Source organism: Endozoicomonas sp. 8E (assembly GCF_032883915.1).
In the GTDB taxonomy this organism is placed as follows: domain Bacteria; phylum Pseudomonadota; class Gammaproteobacteria; order Pseudomonadales; family Endozoicomonadaceae; genus Endozoicomonas_A.
This window is the reverse complement of the sequence record NZ_CP120717.1, coordinates 1,884,909-1,903,953: the sequence shown is the minus strand read 5'-3', so window position 1 is coordinate 1,903,953 and position 19,045 is coordinate 1,884,909. Positions and strand designations below refer to the sequence as shown.

The window sequence follows — 19,045 nt, the reverse complement described above, 5'->3', positions numbered from 1 at the left end:
GGGTTTATGGTAAGTCGCCCATAACTTCATCAAAAATGCGAATAATCCCTATAAAACACCCATGAGACGATTTGTGTCGCATGCAAACCTGAAATCAAGGATTGAAATTCCCCTAAATGTCAGTCGGAGTGGTAAAAGACAGCTACTATGTTAACCGCGAAAGAAAACCATAAGCGGACATGGGGAAGCCAATGCAGCTCAGCGTTAACATCCGTAACCTTTCAACTCGCTCCCATACTACTGCATCGGAGTGCGGCCAGCCCGCGATAACCGAGAGCTTGCCCCGGGGTAGTTCATTCGCCAGATTTTTCGGTGTAGCCCGTGTTCTTTTAACGTTTATATGTATTCAGGCTTATGCGGAGGATTTGTCGCTGACACTCCCGGACAGTGCCTACAAAGGAGACAATATCTCATACAGTCTTTACTGCGGTTTGGATGAGTCGATCCTGCTCGAGCTGAAAATCGGTGATCACTGCGTATTTTCTTTTGATTGCTCTGACAGTCGGGATGGCCGATGCAATGTGAGCCTGATGCAAAGAGAAGGTTATAATTGTGCAGCATTATCAATCGATCATCGCTATTACCCTGTTTATAAAACGAAAAAGATTAGCGAACAGATAAATCCTTACTATTCACAAGTCAGCTGTATCTCTGGAACGGGTTGTTCAAATAATAAGTGTCTGAGATGCACCTATCCGCGGACTTTTTGTACTATGCCTAATGAAGTGGGTTGCGCCAGAAAGAAATGCCCTGACGGACACTGTGTTATCAGAACGGTTGATTATATTGCTTATAGTCACATCAGCTTTGATTTCAGGATGCCAGAAGGCTCTGTGACGCTGAGTAACTTCCATTGCAAAAAAAATACGGGTTCGAGCAGGACAAAAATCGAAAACTTTGTCATAGAGGACAGTTCTTCCAGCACAATAACCGGGATCAATATCCGTTGTGGAGAAAAAGGCAACCCTGTATTGACATGGCAAAAGATTGATCCTGTTAATATTGGATTTATTTCAGTGGATCTTCCAGGGCAAATCGATTCATTGATAAGACCTGCCAGTGAAACTGAGTTGCAAATTCTTGATTTCATGGAAAGCCGATCTCTGTCAAGTGGTTTGATCAAGCTAAAAACCATCTTCTTTACACGAGAAGGCAAAAAATATGGTAAAGAAGCAAGCGTATTCTTTAATGCAAATTCCTGTAATTAAACTGGGTCACTTCGAGTGGCTACGTTAAAGGCGAATGCATAATGAACAGTTTATTATATCCAACGGCGAAGAAAAAATTACATAACAAATCAATTATTTGCTCATTATTATTTAATACGGGTTGGATTTATACCTGCATGCTGTTGATAATAATGCCTGCCCGTTCTCAAACCCTTACGACATTGAGTTCCAACCGGCTTTGTCCCGGAGTTGACCATATACTTCTGAAATTACAGTGTGGCACAGACCAACATCCGAAATTCTCTGTTACCACCCGAACAGCCGGGGGTGTTTGCACGACACATTTTGACTGCTCTCGCACCCTTTATAGACATAAGGATGGAATTCACAGGTGCCTGGAGAAAACAGATAATGGCGGTGTTTCATGCCCGATATTAAATTACAGTTATATAGATGAGCGACAAAACATACCTGATTTCCAGCAGCTGGCAGCAGAAACCTATGAATATTCTGAATATAACTGCGGTCATTCGATCAATAGTCTATGTCATTGCTACGATCGCCATGTAGCAAATGCATTTTGCAATAAAAAATATTCTTGCTCTCGTTGCTCCCCCCCTCAAAAAGGTTCTGTTAATGCCGGTTACAGTGATTTAATCGTTAATACACTGATGCCTGAAGGTTTGGTCGAATTTCATAACATTAAATGTTGTAGAGACAGGCACGATTCAGGTTCTTTTCAAAGTTCCACCGAGTCTGAGTGCAATGCATTTAAAAATATTAAATTTAATCATTCAGTGCCTGGGCATGTCTATCACCAGGAAATGAAATACTTCGAAAAAAAGCCTGTTTTATCATGGATGGCAAGCTCTGATGCCAAGCTATTCATGATTAATTTTGATGGTAACAGCTACTATACAGAAAAAACAAACATCGTTATTCCAAATGCATTACGAAATTATGAAGGGAATATTACGATAACCCCGATGACAATTAATGAAAAAACACAAACGTCATGTGTCGGAAAGGGTACCGAACTATTTTTTAATTCAACAGCACTTGTTACTGAATTAATAGAGGTTGTTAACTCCGACTCCGGAGAAACAGAAATAACAGCAAGCAGGACATCTCCGGAAAAAACAAGCCACTCGTTATCCAGCTCGATACTGCCATCAGAAATTGAATCAGCCAGATCATCTTCAACAGGGTATTCCCCGATAATGTTCAAATTAATGACAGCGCTTATCATAAGGGCGTTATGTATTTAACAGGGAAAATAAAATCTACCTTTAGTCGGCTCGACCACCTACCCGGCAAGTAAGTTGAATCAGGTTTGGCGGTATGGCGTTAAAATTAAAAATCAGGCAGATCATACTCATATCACTCAAACCCTTGAGAATATCTGTCATTGGGTTAAGGAGCAGTATTAATGAACCTCTATAGCTGACTGGATGCAGAACGACTACTGGCATCCAAAACTCAGAACTTTACACACTTTCCTGAGGGTATAGCTGACATCCGCGCATACAGTGAAGAGATCGAAATAGACCTTGAAGGTGATGATCAAATCCTTGCCTTCGATTTTGTAAAAGCAGTATTTGGAAATAACTGGCATCATGATGAACGGAAAATAGAGCTGGCTTATGGCTCACAAAGCTCGATAGATGTTGAAATCATCACTCAATGTGAAGAACAGAACCCACGCCATCCAAGGCCGATTTGGAAAGACCTTGGTTATAATGGAGCAACGTCAATACTGCCAAAAAGCCCTGAACCTTTCGAAGGGAAGTGCAGGCTTGCAGCCTTTCACTCCTTTAAAGGAGGTGTTGGCCACACCACTTCATTATTGACATTTTTCAAGGCGCTTCAGGTGAATTTCCACCATCGTGAAAGCAATCATGAGAAATTAAAAGTGTTGCTTGTCGATGCTGATATCAAAGCGCCGGGTCTGACCTATTTGTTTAAAGACAGCGATAAACCGGATGTATCATGGATTCAGTTTCTGGAAGCCAGTCACTACCCTGCGGTTGATGAGTCAACCACGATTGCTACTTTGAACAAACAGTCAACAGACTGGCTAGCATTTTGGGAACAAAATATTATTGGTCTCCATAGTTTGGATGGTTCGATTGCAGATTTTGAAGCCTTAAACGAGGAAATGAAAAAACAGGATCTACAGGCCATTGTCGTTATTGATGCTATTGAAGATCTGTTCCCTAATGTCGGCGACGTTCCGGAAGAAGCTCAGGCCATAAAAAACTGCTTGAATTGCCTAACCGATTACGTGAGATACGCAACTGCGCTACAGGTATTGTGATTTTCATAAGGGAAGATTATGTGGAAGCAGTTACTCCACAAAATCTTGGCCAGTTTGTTGAACGTTACGAACCTTACCAGTTGCAATGGGATGCGGATGCATTTCTTCGGTTGGTTTACTGGGCTTGTGGGCAGGCTGGGTTAACTTTTGCAAAAGATCCTGTAGGTATTCTGATTCTTTAATGACAGTTTTCGCTCATTTTTTGTTTTTGCAAATATACAGTGCTATTTTACTTGAACTGAGAAAACCGTGAGATTAGTTCACTATGAGACTCATGAATACGATTTTACTGTTAATAATATATTCAATTTCATGTAATTTGAATGCGACGGTACTTTCAGCTGCTTCTCGCTTCATCAAACTCTACGACAATGGATTTACAAATTCATTTCATATAGGCGCAGAAAGTCATCAAACATTTTTGAAAGCTTTTGACAGACCTGAGTTTTCAGGAATGGAGCCAGCAATTCGAATAATGATAGCAGTACTTTCAAGTGAAACCGAACATGGCTCAAAAGATCCAAAAGATCTATATTTTGAGCAATTAAAGGCATCAGCAAAGGCTTCTTTACATCCTAATCCTAATTGTCTTGGTTTTATGATGTCTCTTGATCCTATATCTGGATCAGGTGGTGTGCTTGATGTTACCTTTCAGAACATGAAAAAAAACAAATATTTAGAGGAGAAGTTGAAGCTTATCTTGATAAGCAGATTGAAAATATTTAATGAAAGTAGTGAATTCATGAACTTATTTAGTGATTTAGGCATAATGGAAGAGTTTCAAGAACTAAAGAGCGAAATTGAGGGGTTAAGTCAATCCGAATAAAAACATGACCTATATGGACCATCGTTCTTTCTACCCTTCCCCCGTCAATCCTGGCGGATGCCACTCAATATCTACCGCTTCGGAGCTGTGCATTACTACTCCGTCCATTAATATCAAACAGCAGGCTATATGCTTTCTTAAACATGGGGCCATGATTTGATGCTCCGGAATATCAGGGTGCTACTATCAGTCATTGCAGTCGGCATATAGCTGAAGCGAGATAATATTATCGACTACTACTTCTGATAAGACAGAAAGAACAGCCACTGCGACCCAGACTAGCAGTAATCTGTACCTGCACAGAGCTGTTCAGGAAGCTCGACTACTCACCCGGCAAAAGAAGTCGAAACCAGCGGCACACTCCGGGCGGCAGTCGGCGAAATTGATGGCGAAACCGACGTTTGAAACTTATTTTCAAACTGGTTAATGCTCTGAATAAGAATATTCAGGTCATCATTTTGAATGCTGCCACCTTCATAACGAATACCGGTCAGACGCGGCTGGTCAAAACTGTCTTTTCCTGATTTAGATTTCCCGGTGATATAAAACAGGTCCTCCACTTCTTCACCTTCATGTTTCACTTCAACTTCAATAACACCAAGACTTTCCGTTAAAGTGATGTCATTAATAGCGACATCGCCAAAATCCAACTCCAGATTGCCCTCTCCCAATACCTGTATAAGGTCTCTGCCTCCCCATTTTTCGTATTTATAAACCATTTCACCCGGGGATCGATGCCTTATATGGTCATCCCCAGCCCCCGATTGAACCTGCCCATTCAAGGCGGATGAGCCCAGCTCAAGGGTATTGGCAAGGTCATTTCCTTTTAACAAAACATCAGTCTTACTATCCCATTTAAAATCCCTGATCTCTTTAAGAAGCACGTCCAGTGTCTGACCCGATGTTACCCGTTGCTGACCAAGATCGACCTTAACTGGCTGGCTGTACCCGTTTGCCATTGAAGCAGCCGGGCCCTGGCACGGCGTGTAACAGTCGATGGCCTCTCCATAAGAAAATGGTGTTAACTCGGTTATATTGTAATTTTTGCCCTCTTCGGTATCCCACTCTGAACCTGTTACATTACAGGGCAAAAAGCATTCATGCTGATTGGGTAAAGAAGAAGGACTAGTTGGAACAGGAGTGACAACAGTAGGCACCAGAGGCGTGCAAAGTGCAGAGCAATTCAATCCCGATACCGACCATTGATGACCCTGAGGAACCAGCAGTTGAGGTGCCTGCTGATTATCAAGCAACTGGACAGAACTTTCATTGCACTGAAGTCTGTTGTACGAAAACTGACTTTTATTACTGTTCTCCCCGCCTGCAGGCAAACCAATGGAAAAACATGGGAGGGATTCGAGCCCCTTGAACGCAGGCTCATCGGAGTTTGCCCTGTCAATCAGATCTCCTAAACCCGGTATCTTTAGTAATTCAGGCGCCTCCTGTTTAAGAACAGTCAATGGAAAATCAGGAAACTCAAAAGACTCAACACTTGGCTTTAATTGGGTAGGAATCGGTGTTGCCTGAGTAAACTGAGTGCTTTTTGAGGGAGTAAGCCGATTTACGACAGTAGCAGCAGGCTCTGCAGTTGCAAGTACCGAAGCGATGGTGGTCTCTGAACCCGCAGCACCGGGGCTAACCTTTGGCTCCGTTAATTCAGTATCCTTCCGAAAGTTTTCCAAAGATTTCATGCTTTGGCTCTCAACAAAGGCGGTATGCACTTGATCCAGGGTTAAGCGCTGCTGACCCACTGTAACAGTCTTTGGACTGCCCCCTTTGACCACCACTCCCAGCTCAGGGGAATCGATTCGTTTTAACCGGGTCAACTTTCCGGTGGGTGTTTCTGCCAACAAACCTGCGGTTCTGGCGTTAACGCTGCCAGCCACCAAAACCACCGCGTCCAGCCAACTCTTGGCATTGTCCCCAATCTGCGTTCTGCTGCGTAAAGCCAGAGGCAGAGGGGCAAGCACTTCAGACTGGATAAGCTGGCCATTTTGATAAATCAGCAAATGGCTCTGATCCTGAGACACCAGCAGGTGCGTTTTTTTGCCCGCTGGAAAAAAGTCGTTGGCGACAATCCTTCGTTCCTTCCCTTCAGACGACAATACTCTGATAACCAGATCCTTCCCTTGACTGACCAACAGGGTCATTGTCCCCTTGTCGCTGTCCGGCAAGTCCGAAAAACCAAACAACTCAACCTCGGCAGATCCAGAGGCATCAGGACTCACAAAACAGGACAGCGTCATCTGTCCTCCCGTCAGGGTATTCTCAAAGGTTGTTGCTGGCTCAAACCTTTGCACCATCAGATCAGATAACCTGATGCCCGGATGGTTAAAATGAACGTTATCAAGCCCGGTCCCATCGTCCTTGCAGAAGATGGTCACCGAGTTCCAACCGGTATCCAGAAGTCGCACAGTCCCGGTGCCACCAACGACAATGCTTCCCAGGCTGGCCCCGGTTTTAACCTGCACCTGCCCGAGGGTAACCTTTAACCGGGTCACTTCCGGTGGCGGGATAAATTGGCCAGATCCGGATACCTGCCAGTGGATAAACTCAAATCCGGACACTGAGCCTTTTACCTGCCCATCCACAACAATCTGCTGTTGGTTGCCATCAACAATAAACGATGTACCGACGGAGACTTTGGGGGCAAGCACCAGCGAATCATTTCCCTCACCGCCTCCGAGATAATTCCAGCGCAAATCTGTTACCGTGAACTGATCGTCACCGCCCAGCCCAAAAAAGGCACCTGTCTCCCCTGATGAGTTCCAGTTATCAGCACCCGAAGTACCCAAGCGTACTGTACAGTTTGATGAGGACTCAGCAATGTCATTCAACGGGCAGAAACCAGCCGTTTTCTCAAACACATTACGGGCACTAAGCTGCAGCAACTGTTCATCACTGATGTCCGACCCGGAAAACAACGCCTGACCGTAAACCCGGGCCAATCCACGCCAATCCATAGCCGACATGGAACACACTGCTTTCGCCCCTCTGCCGGGCTGAACGCTTGGGCAGCTTAATGTTACCAGTGGATCACTCTCATAATTATCCCAGACAACGGGCCACAACTGACCCAACGTCATTCCCAGGGGAAAATGGTTCCCGCCAAAGAACAGCAGCAACTGTCCCTGACGTTCCAGCACCCTTACCTCCTCAAGTCTTGCCCTGTTGAGGATTTGTAATGGTTGTGGAAAATCGCGGGTGAGCGACCAAATATCTTCCAACCGCAAAACTCTATGATCCAGCTCAATGCGCTCAACCCGATCCGAATGCTTGCTATTAAAATAATTCTGATACCGTCTCCGATCGGAAATGCTGGTCAAAGAAGTCGTTTCCAGGTTTTCGCCATCCTTGAAAAGATAAATCATCAGATCATCATGCTCTTTGCGAAACACCGCCTGACTATCCCGATTAACGTCCACCACCAACAAATCGGCACGCCCCGGAGCCTCGACAATCTCACTGTAACCATCGCCCTGCTGAAACAACCCCTTTTTGCTGTTTTTATCCGCAACAAAGACATGTCGGCCATCCGGTTCAGGAACAATACCCGGCAAACGTTCAACGGACTTGAGCCAGTCACGAACCGTATCCTGACCATCAAGGTAGTACCTGGCACCCAACTCCAGGTAGTCCGGATAATGGGTCAGAGCCACCTCAACCGAATCACACTCAGACGACAGCTTCACCAGATTTCCGCTGGGGGATTTGGCCAACTGGCTAATGGCCTCATCAGTCATCGAATGATCGACCACCATCAGCCCGGCAACGCTCAATGTTGCGTTACTGGGATTTTGAGTGCCCACCGCTTCCCGACCCAGAAAATTCACAGATCTGACCATTCGTTTTGGCACATCAACCCTGACGCCTTCCAAAACGTTTTTTCCATCTTTATAAATGCCCACAGTGCCCGCACGATTCACCCGCAGCGCCAAGTGCAGCCACTGGCCATCCTGAAAAAAATCAGACACCCGCCCATGAAAGATGGTTTCAGAAGCAGCGTCGGAAAGAGTCAGTTCCAAATCATCACGGCCCGTTTTATCGACCCTGATGCCATGACGACCAACGTCATCAGCAAAATAAATAATGGGAAGAAAGGCCTGATCCAGGCCAGAAACCCGCAACTGCAATGACAGTGTCATGGCTCCACCCGTCACTAAGCCCGGTATTTCCAGCCATTGACTTCTTTCAGTTAACTGCCGGGCATTTTTGAAGCCTGCACTGTTTTCACCAGGGAGGGGCCCGCCATGGCTGACCAGTTGTTCTGGCTCAACGGACTGCCAGGAAATGGACCTGAGCTGTTCTGGCGGAGATGGCAAAGAGAGCCCGAAGGTTTGTGATTGACCCGGATCAAAACTGACAAAAACCCTGGCCCGTTCACCAGCAGCAAGCCGGTTATGGCCCGGTCCCGGATAGACATCCGCTGTCGCATTGCGAACCAGAAAAGTATCGTGCCCCTCTTCACCGTAGAGCTTGTAGTGACAGCCAGAGAATCCTTCCGTCTGCTTGGGTTTCCGGCAGCCCAGTGCCATCAGGTCATCATTGCCAATGCCAGCATGAACCACCTGACTGTCAGCCTCTGCAATCAGGATATTGTCCAGACGGATATCCTTTATCAACCGGTCCTGATAAAAAAGCTTTAAATCTTGCTTGGTCAGGGGAGCCGAAGACGTTTTGTTGCCTTTTTCAGTATCCTCAATGCGCAGATAAGGAAAATGCTGATGGAGTGCTTCGACAAAATGCCCAGTGTCCAGGCTGCCATCAGGACGAACTCTTCTTGGCACAGCGTCCATGGTGATGTTTACCCAGAACTGTCCCTGGTCTTGAAAGGCCAGCTGACTGAAATTTCGATTCAGTACCAGCCCAATAGTGTCAAAGGTGACCCCTTTGCCCCTGAGCATCAGCATATTGCCATTATCCGGGTCAGCAATCTCTGAGCCCCTGGCTTGCCAGTCGATGAGATAAAAATCCTTGCCTTTATCGCCCATCAACCGGTCAGGATCCTGATCCGCAATCATTTTGTCATCGCCAGGGCCGCCATAATGAACATCGTAACCTGGCCCACCTATCGTGGTGCTGCCCAGGCTATCGTTACGAGGGCTGGCATGGAGTATGTCTTTCCCTTTGCCACCGTTCAGGGTTGCTCCCTCAGACAGATCCACCAGGCGGTCATTGCCATCAGCCCCATTGGCTAGATGTTCGGCCAACGTCAGGAAAAGGACATCGTCACCTTTGCTGCCAAACAGGTTTTCAATGTCGTATAACTGATCTTTGATGCCTCGCGCTCTGGGTAAAGTCGACTTTTCCTCATAACGAAAGACGACAAAGCCTGAACGACAGGTGGCCGAAACATTGGTTGGCCTGCCAACGGTGCCGTCATTTGGACAAGGCAACCCGGCCTGTTCGACATAGTCTGACCAATCCGGACCAAACCAGCGGGTGCCATTGAACCTGCCCTGACTGTCTGACAGTGCCTGATAATCCTGTAGAACCATAACACCCGTGGTACCGGGGGGTAATACCAGGGCCTGATAATCGAGGGTATCCGTGCCATTGTCGCCAGAAACCCGATGGGTTCCCTCAGACAGCAGAAAGCGATCGTTGCCTCCTCTGCCATGGACTTCCTGGTTGTCGCCTGCCCGGGGAGTGAAAACATTATCAAGCTCATCGCCGTAAAGGGTATCGCCAGCAGCACTGCCAGTGATCCGCTCAAACCCCCTGACATGAAATAGCTCCCCGGTTCCAACCCTGGCCTTGCCCGCTTCCAGATCCACCCAGACGCCCTGACGTGTTTCAAACACCAGGGTATCGTTGCCGCTACCACCATTGAGGCTGGGTTTTACCGCCTCCTGCCCGGAGTCCAGAACAACAACCAGGTCATCGCCTCCGCCCATATCCACAATATCGTCACCACCGCCCGTGGTGTAATGCTCGTTATCGTCCGATCCGGAATAGTGATCGCTATTGCCAGTACCCACAATATGTTCAATTCCGGTAAACCGATCTGAAAATGATTTGTCAGGAGATTTTCTGTCATCAGCTTTCCATACATGACGAACCGTTCCGCTGGCCATATCCACCGAAATAGACTGCAATGTGTAGGTAATAAAGGGCTGATTTTTTAGCCAGGTTCGGGTCATCACCTGATACAAAAGCGTGTCGTATCCAGGGCCGGCGGTGATCGTGTTATCTCCCATCCCTGTGGAGAACTGGTTATCCCCCCCCATGTCAATTAAACGATTATTACCGCTGCCCCCGATAATTTTATTATTTTCACCGGGATTTCCCGTAATCCTGTCATCACCATCCTGAGCGACCAGGGTATTGACATTCTGCACCTGCAAGCGCCCAGCTTTTTTGTAGGTTAAATCGATGGTCACTGGTGACGACTCAATCGTTGAAAATTCAGCCGACCATTTAGACTGGCATCTTCCCCTGTACGTCGTTGTTACCTGCTCTGTTCTTTTACCATTTTCGGTAATTACTTTTGTTTTGTATTCAGGTGCCCACTTCAGGTCAACAGCAACGGCGGCAGTAGCAATAAACGACTCCAAACTTGAGTCCATTGATACACCCTGAACAACACCACTCCAGTTTATCGTTGCCTCTCCTTTGATGAACTCACCCAGTGTCACTTTTTTTACTCTCTGTTTCCCCGCTAAATCAAATGACAACTGAAACACGCTGTCCCTGGAAAACTTGTCTTCAGGCTTTATTCTTGTCTCGCCTTTGGCGGCGTCGTAGACACCCAGAACCTTTAGTTTTAATGCATTATTCGCGAGATCCATCACCAGGCGCACAGGTGCAAAATCTGAGCACTGGAATTTCGCCTGGGGTAACGAGGTCGGTTTTTCATAAAGTTTACGTAAAAAAGATTCTAGCAATAACAACTCTGAAGGCTTTGTGGTTGCTTGTGTGCTCGGAACAACCGTAGAAACCGGCAATTGCCTGAACTTCAACTGAACACGCGGCCGCAGAGTACTGATTAACTGATCCCTGCCTCCGCCTCCCTGAATCCAATGCTGGGTGTGAGTGGTATCTGAAAAATAAATTTCATCATTGCCCTTGCCACCATAAACAATATGATCCCCAGCCTTCAGGAAAACCTTATTACTTCCTGTTTCCAACCAGATTTCTGTGCGCCCACCATCAGCCAGCACAGTATCATTCCCCCCGCGGGTCCACACCAGGTTGTGGCCAGCCAGAGGGATAAACGTAGTGCTTTCATCATTTCCCTTGATGACATCGTTATGGGGTGTTCCCTCGAAGACTTCGACATTGACATACACATCCCCCCCGTTTTTATCCGACAATTGACTTTTATCCCTGGTCAGGTCAATCGTCAGGCCCTGTTTACTTCGGGCGTATGAGACCTTGTCAACATCAGGGCCGCCGTCGACGTATTTCCGGCTTTTCTCTGAGGCTTCAATTAATACCGTATCCCGCCCGGCTCCGCCATAGACAATACCAAACTCAGTGCCGGTCACAATCTGGTCATTGCCAGATGATCCCTTGAAGAAATTACGGCCACTCCGGCCTACCATCAGATTGTTCTGGCTATCTCCGATTATTTTGGTGCTGTAAGCACTGCCGATCACGTTTTCAACATTTCTGACGACCCCGTGGGTTCCAATAAAATCCATAAGACCCGCGTAAAATCGAACCACCGGGTTATTAAGGTGAGTGTGACGTACCCCATTACTTTTATCGAAGTAGGTTTTAATGTTGGCATATCTACGCAGCTGTTCATAATCAAACTTAATCAGGTAATCATTCTTATCACTCAAAAAGTACATACTGATTGAACGACTCTTCTTCTCCTCGAACCCCTTGGTATGTATATACAGAACGCCGTTGTGCACATCTTTGTTTTCAATATAATCAATGCCCTTCACTTCATAAAAAACACAGCAATTTTCAAGAGTTTTAGCTGCTGAACTTTTTGCACAACGGGTCTTTTGTTTCAGCAACTGACACCCGCCACCGGGCATTTTTTTTTCATTTACAACCCCATAAATTCGTCCTTTCGCATCAGCCTTCAGGCTGTTGTAAGAATGATGACGATGCTTATCCGCATTCAGGGCAAAGATGTTATCTTTAGACTCGGACTCATAAAGCTTTTTGTACTCTTTAGCTTCCCAGTGCTTAACTTTCTTTCTGGAAAGGAGGGCGATAACAACATCACCCACTTTATAAACTTCTGATGCAGGGAGTTGTTTGAAAGCTTGAATATCATTAGCAGTGTCCAGTATTTCGCTGAACGGCACTACATCCTCATCATCAGGGCAACCTAATCCACTTCGGGATGTGTAAGTATGGCCAGCGCAGATTTCCAAAAAAAGATAGGGATAAACCAGAAATGCCGTCGGGCCACCTGCATAATTGATAAAGTTAATACCTGAATCCTGAACCCGCAGGCTACCTTTCTTCTGCAAGCCATACAGGTCCTTCAAGATACTGAAGTCATCGCCCTGCTGCTTCAACAGTTCAACCAAGCGGTTGGTGAACGTTTGTTTTGAGAGATCTACCTCAAACAGGTAGGGGAAACCATCCAGCCCCGTTTTCAGCTTTTCCTGATTAAACCTGGCAACCACACCAGGAGAACTAAAGGTTGCTGTTTCATAGCAGTAGACACATTTATATTGCAGCTTTGAGATAAGATCAATATACCGCACCCCTAAATCAGTTCTCAGGCATTGTACCTGATACATGCCCTCGAAATGGGTCTCAAGCACAGGACTGGGCAATGCCAGAGTGTCAACACCGGTCTCACCGTCAATATCAGCAAACCCGCTACCGGGGCGCATTTCATCGTTACCTTTCCCTCCCCGCTGAATTACTTTACCGAGAGCATGCACGAGTCGGTCATTGCCGGCATCCCCACTCTGAAACACTCCCCCCACCAGCAGGTCATTACCAGCACCACCGAAGGCTTTCCCCCGGTGCATCTCGAGAAAAATCTTGTCGTCGCCCCCCAGTCCATAAACATTTTTGTCGCCTTTTGCTACCACATAGTCGTCTTTATCCGTGGTGCGCGCCACCAGCTGGTCGGACAGTTCATCCATATCCCAGATTTTGATGCCTTTTTCACCGTTGCTCTCTAAATCCCTGACGACCTGATGTCGTAAAGTTCGCAAATCCGCTTCATAGGTTTTAAAACGATCTTTAAGGTGCTGCGCTCCCGTTTCCCTCCAGGCAAATCGGCTATAGCCTTCGTCTGCCGCGTCCCCGGCCAGCTTATCGATAAACTCTGTAAACGCCTTACTTTGCATCAGGGCATCAAAGTCCTGACGGGCATTGGTGGGCGGGATAAAAAGACCGATGATGGTCTGAAGCAACCCAAACAGGGTGGAAATGATATCCAGTACAAACCCGACCGGTGCCAGAATCACCGAGGCTTCCATAACAGTACTGACCGCATCCAAAACAAGACCAAGGCAGTCCAGTGCAGCATTCACCGCATAAAATGCCACCTGGGCACTATTGCCCGCCTTACTGGCATCCTTCACAGCCATGACGCTGGAAGCCAGGGCGGTGGCGCCTGCCGCCACGGCAACAAAGCCTCCCACCATGGGAACAAATCTGGCCAACCGGGATGTGGTTTTCGCCGATAATGTGATGGCGCTTTTCCCTACCAGTCTTGGCGCATTTTCAATGGCCGCACCGGCAAGACCCAGCCCTTCATCGGCAAAGCCGGCGGCTTTGGACAGCGCCGAATGCGCTGTTCTGGACAAAGCGTAAATGCTGCCAGTGTATCCCAGTGCCACCCCGGCAATCCCCGTGGCATAGGTTTCTGGTGACAGATAGTCCCGATATTTATTCAAGTTGTACAGCGACACCGAGCTTTGGGCCAGGCCGGTTATCCCCATACCCACACCGAACGCCATCTGACCACTGCCAAACCAGGTCTTGGCGGACAGTTTTGCCTGAACGTTCTGAAATTTTTTCAGGGTCGGGGATTGGTCAACGTTGTGTTTCCTGAGCCAGCGGTCAATCATGTTTTCCCGCAGAGCCCCGGCCTGTTTCAAGGCATCACTGCTTTCATGGCTGCCTTTTTGATCCACCATGGACTCAACAATGGCCTTGAATTCGTTACTACCCCTGATAGCCTCCTTCAAGTCGTTAATGTCTTCCTCAAACCCGGCCTTGCTGTATATCTCCAGGACGCTATCCATGGCCGCTTCCACGGAACTGGCTTTACCCGACGACAACAACGCCACCAGCTTCGTCATCACCTTCTGCTGGAGTTTACTGTCATCCGCGGGGCTCACTGCCGAAACGGCGGCAAATCTCTGGTTGGCAAAGAAATTAATAGTTTTCAGCAGCTCTGCCGCCTTACCCTCAGTACCCGATGCCATGAGTCGCTGTTTTAGCGACGCCAACTCTCTGCTGGTCAGTGCTTTATCCAGCTCGTCATCCACCCGATCAAGGGTTTCGATGACAGAGCGACCACAGCTCTCACCCGCAGCTCTGCGACAAACAGTCCTGGGTAAATCCGGCCCGGGCAGGTTCAGCGTTCTACTAAAAGCATTAAGCCGTTTGCGAAAAGGCTCCCGGGCAATATTCCAGTCACTATCATCGCCGGACATGGTTTTCAGCAGTTCAACACTATTTGAAATTTTCTGTCGCAGTAACCGTGCACTGTCTTTACTGTCACCACTGCCAACCGCGTCCAATTCTCTTACCAGCCCGGCGGCTGTTGCCAGACGATCCAGTTTGGCCGCCACGTCCAGGCGGGCGGGCATAACCCTGACCCTGCCCGGGTCGTTAATCGCGAGACTTTCAGCATTATTTCGAATCCCAAGAGCCACCAGGTCACTGCCGGTGTGATCTCCCCCAATCGCCCTGTCCAGCACCTTAAGAAGCGCTAAGGCTCCTGGTGCCACCAGCCCCTGCGTCTTTGTGGTGCCAATAACCATCCGGTTTTGCCGGGTATCAACCCAGGATGCATCCAGAGTCAGAGTCGGATTTAACTCCACTGCAACCCGGGTTCCCCGGACATCCAGCGACAAAGTCACTACATCAGTCAGCCTGCTGAAAGCATCCACCCGTCGGCACTGAACGTCTTCAAGACGTTCATCCGCTGTCACCTGTCCGGCAATATCACTGAGCTCAAGTTTCAGCAGCTCACCCGCAAGTTCAGAACGCGCCTGCCATTGGCTACGATCAGCAATAATGTCTGTTTTTTGCTCACCACTGACCCGATCAATCAATGCCTGCCCAAGTCGATTCCGATCACTGGGAGCAAGCTCACCGACGCGTCTGGCAATATCTTCGGACAGGGACTGCGGGGGAGTGGAAAAATCGCTGAAAACCGCTTCCAGATTCTTAATAAAGGTCAGGATTTCTGAATCTGAGCGACCAATGCCCGACTGTCGGGTTAATTGCAATAATCCATCCACTTCCTCTGACTCAAGGTTTTGCCAGGAGGCCACTCGCTCGATATCGACACTCACCATGCCAAACACCCGGTCGCCACTCTTTATCAGTGGCTGGCGTTGCTGTTCGTTAATGGCTACCGGGTCAATGAGAGTGCGGCTGGTTCGCGGGCTCAGCGACATTGGCTCAACAGGTAACTGGAACGCCTCTCCTTTTGACACCCTGAGCGACAGAGTATCCGCAAAAACGCTGTACACGGTTTTATCAAACAGACGCCCCTTTAGGGCATTTTTATCAATATTGGCAAAATCAGTGATGCGACGCGCAGCCGCTTTCATAGCGGCGGTGAAAGAGTCAAACTGGTTTTTATTCACAGCCTTGCTCAGTTCTTTCGCCGCATTTTGCGGTAACTCACCGGCTACCGCGTCACTGACACCCGTCAAGGGCAGGAACCCTGCTGAAACGTCAGGAGTCACCTGTCTGGCAATTTTGGTAATGCTTTGAAACAGGAAGTTGGTAAACAGGGACTTAATATGAGATCGGTATTGGCTATCAACAGGCGTATATCTCAGCGCCAGTTGCTCTGCTTCTGAACGACATCTGGCAAGAAACCGTTGCTCACTTTCACTGGACATCAGGCGATCCAGACCAGACAGCGGGCTTCCCCAGGACTGTAAGTTGACGAACTCCCGATGCCTGACCGGTGACGTCGGTTCAGCATTGAGAAAATCAGCGGCAGAAGTCTTAATTTTTTCAATCAGCTCATTGTTCATCACTTTAAAATGCGGCACTTCGCCTGAAGCCTGTTTCGCCAGTAGCTGGTTAACACGCTCAAGGTTTTCAATCAGATAGCGACCGTTCGCCTGATCATCACGCAGCGCTTCGCTTAACACCCGGCTGACTGTTTCCACGTCCAGACCGTAAACGCCCTTAAACGACTCAGGATCACTGATTTCCAACCGCAGGGAGTCTACAGCGTCCATCACCAGCCGCGCGTAAGGCTTGCCACCCTTTTCTGGAGGCATTTCAGCAACAACAACCTGTCGTTTAAATGGGTCATAAGCCCCCTGTTCATTAATGGTCAGCCGCAGCCCCTGGGCTACTTCAATGGATCGAACGACAAGTTGCTCATCTCCCCTGGCGATGGCGTCCGAGGTTTTTGGCTCAAGGGCGGGTAGTCCCAGACTGTCCCTGATGCGGTTTTCATACTCAAGCTCCCCGCCGGCAGGCAACACCTCCGGAAAAACACTGGCCAGTCTGGGAAACAGCTGGGTGCTATCACTGACTTCAGCTCCCGGCCTGATGGTTGACGGATCTATCTTTATTGTCACAAACCCGTTTTGCCCCTGGTAACGCTCAAAGCGTTGACTCTGGTCGCTGGCGCTGTCCAGTGTCACCAGAACCCTGGCCTGAGGGGGCATGACGCGGGAAACTTTTCCTCCGGCTGCCTGGGAAATCTGCGGCAAGTCACTCAAAGAAACAGGCCGGGCCAGCTCAGTGGTCAATGGGGCCAGGCGTTTTTTTAATGCCTTTCCTTCATCGGTACTTTTAAAAAAAAGCTCCAGCGAATGACGCGCTTTTTTTAACACCCGAAGGCCATCCGCTTCCTGGTCAGCCGATCCTGCGGGAAGGTGAAAGAGAATGAACCTCAGTTCCGGATCAGAAGCAGTGAATAACCAGCCTGTCCCGGGCTTCCCTGTTGAGGGATTCAGTTTGCTGTCTATTGCTACAGCGTCCTGAATGTGACTGGCGGTTGTTGTCTCACCGAAAGGGACGATCCGCACATGCTTTGGCACACTGCCTTCATCCGGTTGTTCTCCATCACTTTTAGCATTTTGCAGAAGAATCCCGTACAGATCACTGTCTTTCATCCTGACCAGCCAGAAACGCTGGTCCTGTTCCGAACTAACGACTTCTGTTGTCTTAATGTTTTGGGGGCTTTGCAAAAAGGGGCTGACCTGAGGCTTTATTGAGGCGGCTTTATCAAGATTCAAAACCAGACGGTCAATGCCTGAATCAGCATCCGTCCTGACAAGCCTGAACTCAGCATTAGCATTATCAATCAGCAGCTTAAACCCTAGCCGCTCATAAGCGGCGGGTTCACTCCTGAAAACAGGCTGCATCTGCTGACCGTCATAATGACTGATGGCGAATTCAAGAGGTTGCCTGCCACTGTATTCAAACTCGGAAGGATCGAGAACCAGCACTGCCTGACCAGACGATGGAAATTCAACCCGCGCCAGACCATCATTGCCTCTGACCTGCCTTAGCACCGACCGCAATGCGCCTGCCATGGCTATAAGCGTTTTTTCCTGGCCTGAAACCCCGTAGTCTTTCATTTGGGTCAGATGCTCAGGACCTATGGCTTTTAACAAGGCGTCTGCTTTTTTCCGGTCGCCATTAACCGGGTGATTCAGGGCTTCATAAGTACTGGTAACAGCAAAAATAAAGCGGGCACGCTCCTGTTCCGGCATCTCACCAAGGTATTGAAAGGCCCGGGCAAACACCTGCCTGAGCTCTGCTGATGGTAAATGGTTAAAGACAGCCCTGAAATCAGCAACCGTACCGGGGCGAATTCGCCAGTCGTGTTCCTGACCCACCAGCATCCTGTGATAAAGGCTGTCCACCGTTGACCTCAATACCGGGAGCGGGTCATAAAGAGCAGTTAAGCCAACGGTATCGCCAAGCTTACCCAGAAATCGGTTATTTTGATTCCAGACAGTATTAACCAGCGTTCTTCTGGGGTCAGTGGCGGCTTGTTCCGACGGATGCCCGTCAGTGTAACTGCCGGCCAGGGCTAACGGGTAAAGGGTTTTAACGAGGCCGGGAAGGTTCTCCCCCTGGGCTCGGAGGGTTCCCAACTGCACTCGCACTGGCCGGGCCGGGTCATCCCGGTCATACATAAGTACCCTGCTCTCAACCGGCGACCACTCTGGCATCAATTCAATGCGGATACCCCTGCCAGCATTTAAATCAAGTTGCTTCCGGGCTTTTTTGACCAATGCCTCCAGTTTTTTCGCTATCCCCGTTTCTGAAAACTGGCGGACAATCTCGTCAATATCCAACTGCAACTGATGCTTGATCAGGCTTCCAGATAACAGTGCCTGCCTGTAATGGTTTTTATCAATCACCAGAATCGTTTTGGGCAGGAGATCTTTCCCTTTTGTTTTTATTTTGATCTCATTCAGGTCAGTGCCATCATAGGTTACCTGGTAGTTGCTCTTGTCCCTGTCATAGGCAAGGTCGTCCCTTACACCCACCACCAGGGTTTTCAGACCATTCTGATCTTTCTGCGCATAATCCCTCATGGACCTCTGGGCATCAAATTCCAGCCTGATGGTTTTCCCGCCG

6 protein-coding genes (1 of these 6 running past the window's edge) are annotated in these 19,045 nt (G+C 48.3%); 5 read left to right on the top strand and 1 reads right to left on the bottom strand.

The annotated features are described in order from the left end of the window. The first annotated feature begins 530 nt into the window (after positions 1–530). From P6910_RS06900 to P6910_RS06880, 5 genes are all read left to right on the top strand, one after another. Positions 531–1,208, top strand: a complete 678-nt coding sequence (locus tag P6910_RS06900) for a hypothetical protein (RefSeq protein WP_317145535.1) — start codon at positions 531–533, stop codon at positions 1,206–1,208. Positions 1,209–1,249: 41 nt separating this feature from the next. Continuing rightward, complete coding sequence (locus P6910_RS06895) at positions 1,250–2,437, top strand: hypothetical protein (protein WP_317145534.1); 1,188 nt, start codon at positions 1,250–1,252, stop codon at positions 2,435–2,437. Between the two features lie 578 nt (positions 2,438–3,015). Beyond that, positions 3,016–3,486 (top strand): hypothetical protein, encoded by a 471-nt coding sequence (locus tag P6910_RS06890; protein WP_317145533.1) that lies wholly within the window; start codon positions 3,016–3,018, stop codon positions 3,484–3,486. A 20-nt stretch (positions 3,487–3,506) separates the two neighbouring features. Then, positions 3,507–3,668, top strand: coding sequence for a hypothetical protein (locus tag P6910_RS06885; RefSeq protein WP_317145532.1), 162 nt, complete (start codon positions 3,507–3,509; stop codon positions 3,666–3,668). Between the two features lie 92 nt (positions 3,669–3,760). After that, entirely contained in the window at positions 3,761–4,312 is a 552-nt protein-coding gene (locus P6910_RS06880; protein ID WP_317145531.1) for a hypothetical protein, read from the top strand. Positions 4,313–4,638: 326 nt separating this feature from the next. Here the strand turns inward: P6910_RS06880 and P6910_RS06875 are convergent, their stop codons facing one another. Further along, on the bottom strand, positions 4,639–19,045 hold the end of the coding sequence (locus P6910_RS06875; protein WP_317145530.1) for an anthrax toxin-like adenylyl cyclase domain-containing protein. 15,278 nt of this gene lie beyond the right edge of the window; the window shows 14,407 of its 29,685 coding nt (coding positions 15,279–29,685); its start codon lies off the right edge, out of view — the gene reads right to left on this strand; the stop codon is at positions 4,639–4,641.

Bases quoted from the DNA above. Each gene is read 5' to 3' on its own strand.
- P6910_RS06880 (WP_317145531.1), top strand. From the start codon at position 3,761: ATGAATACGATTTTACTGTTAATAATATATTCAATTTCATGTAATTTG.
- P6910_RS06895 (WP_317145534.1), top strand. From the start codon at position 1,250: ATGAACAGTTTATTATATCCAACGGCGAAGAAAAAATTACATAACAAA.
- P6910_RS06900 (WP_317145535.1), top strand. From the start codon at position 531: ATGCAAAGAGAAGGTTATAATTGTGCAGCATTATCAATCGATCATCGC.